Annotated in this window: 1 pseudogene; it reads left to right on the top strand. The window is 42.1% G+C overall.

Going from position 1 to position 271, the window contains the following annotated elements:
- Positions 1 to 271 (top strand): annotated as a pseudogene (locus FC51_RS12625) (transposase); the annotation flags it as partial.

Raw genomic sequence — 271 nt, 5'->3', positions numbered from 1 at the left:
GGTGATTTCCCAGAATGGCGGTCAGTTTACAACTATTACAAAATTTGGTCAACTAAAGCTGAGCCTACGGCTGATTCTTTATTGGAACAAGTTTTAAAAAAATTGTCATTGCTCGGCGAACTTACCAAGGACGTTCAGCTTTAACTTCCTTTATTATCGTTGACGCTCAGAGCGTCAAAAACACCGCTACTGCTGAAAACAAAGGTTACGACGCTGGTAAGAAAATCTCGGGGATTAAGCGCCATCTGGCAGTTGATATCAATGGCTTTCC

The organism is Lentilactobacillus parabuchneri DSM 5707 = NBRC 107865 (genome assembly GCF_001435315.1).
Lineage (GTDB): Bacteria > Bacillota > Bacilli > Lactobacillales > Lactobacillaceae > Lentilactobacillus > Lentilactobacillus parabuchneri.
This window is presented reverse-complemented; position numbering and strand designations above follow the sequence as displayed.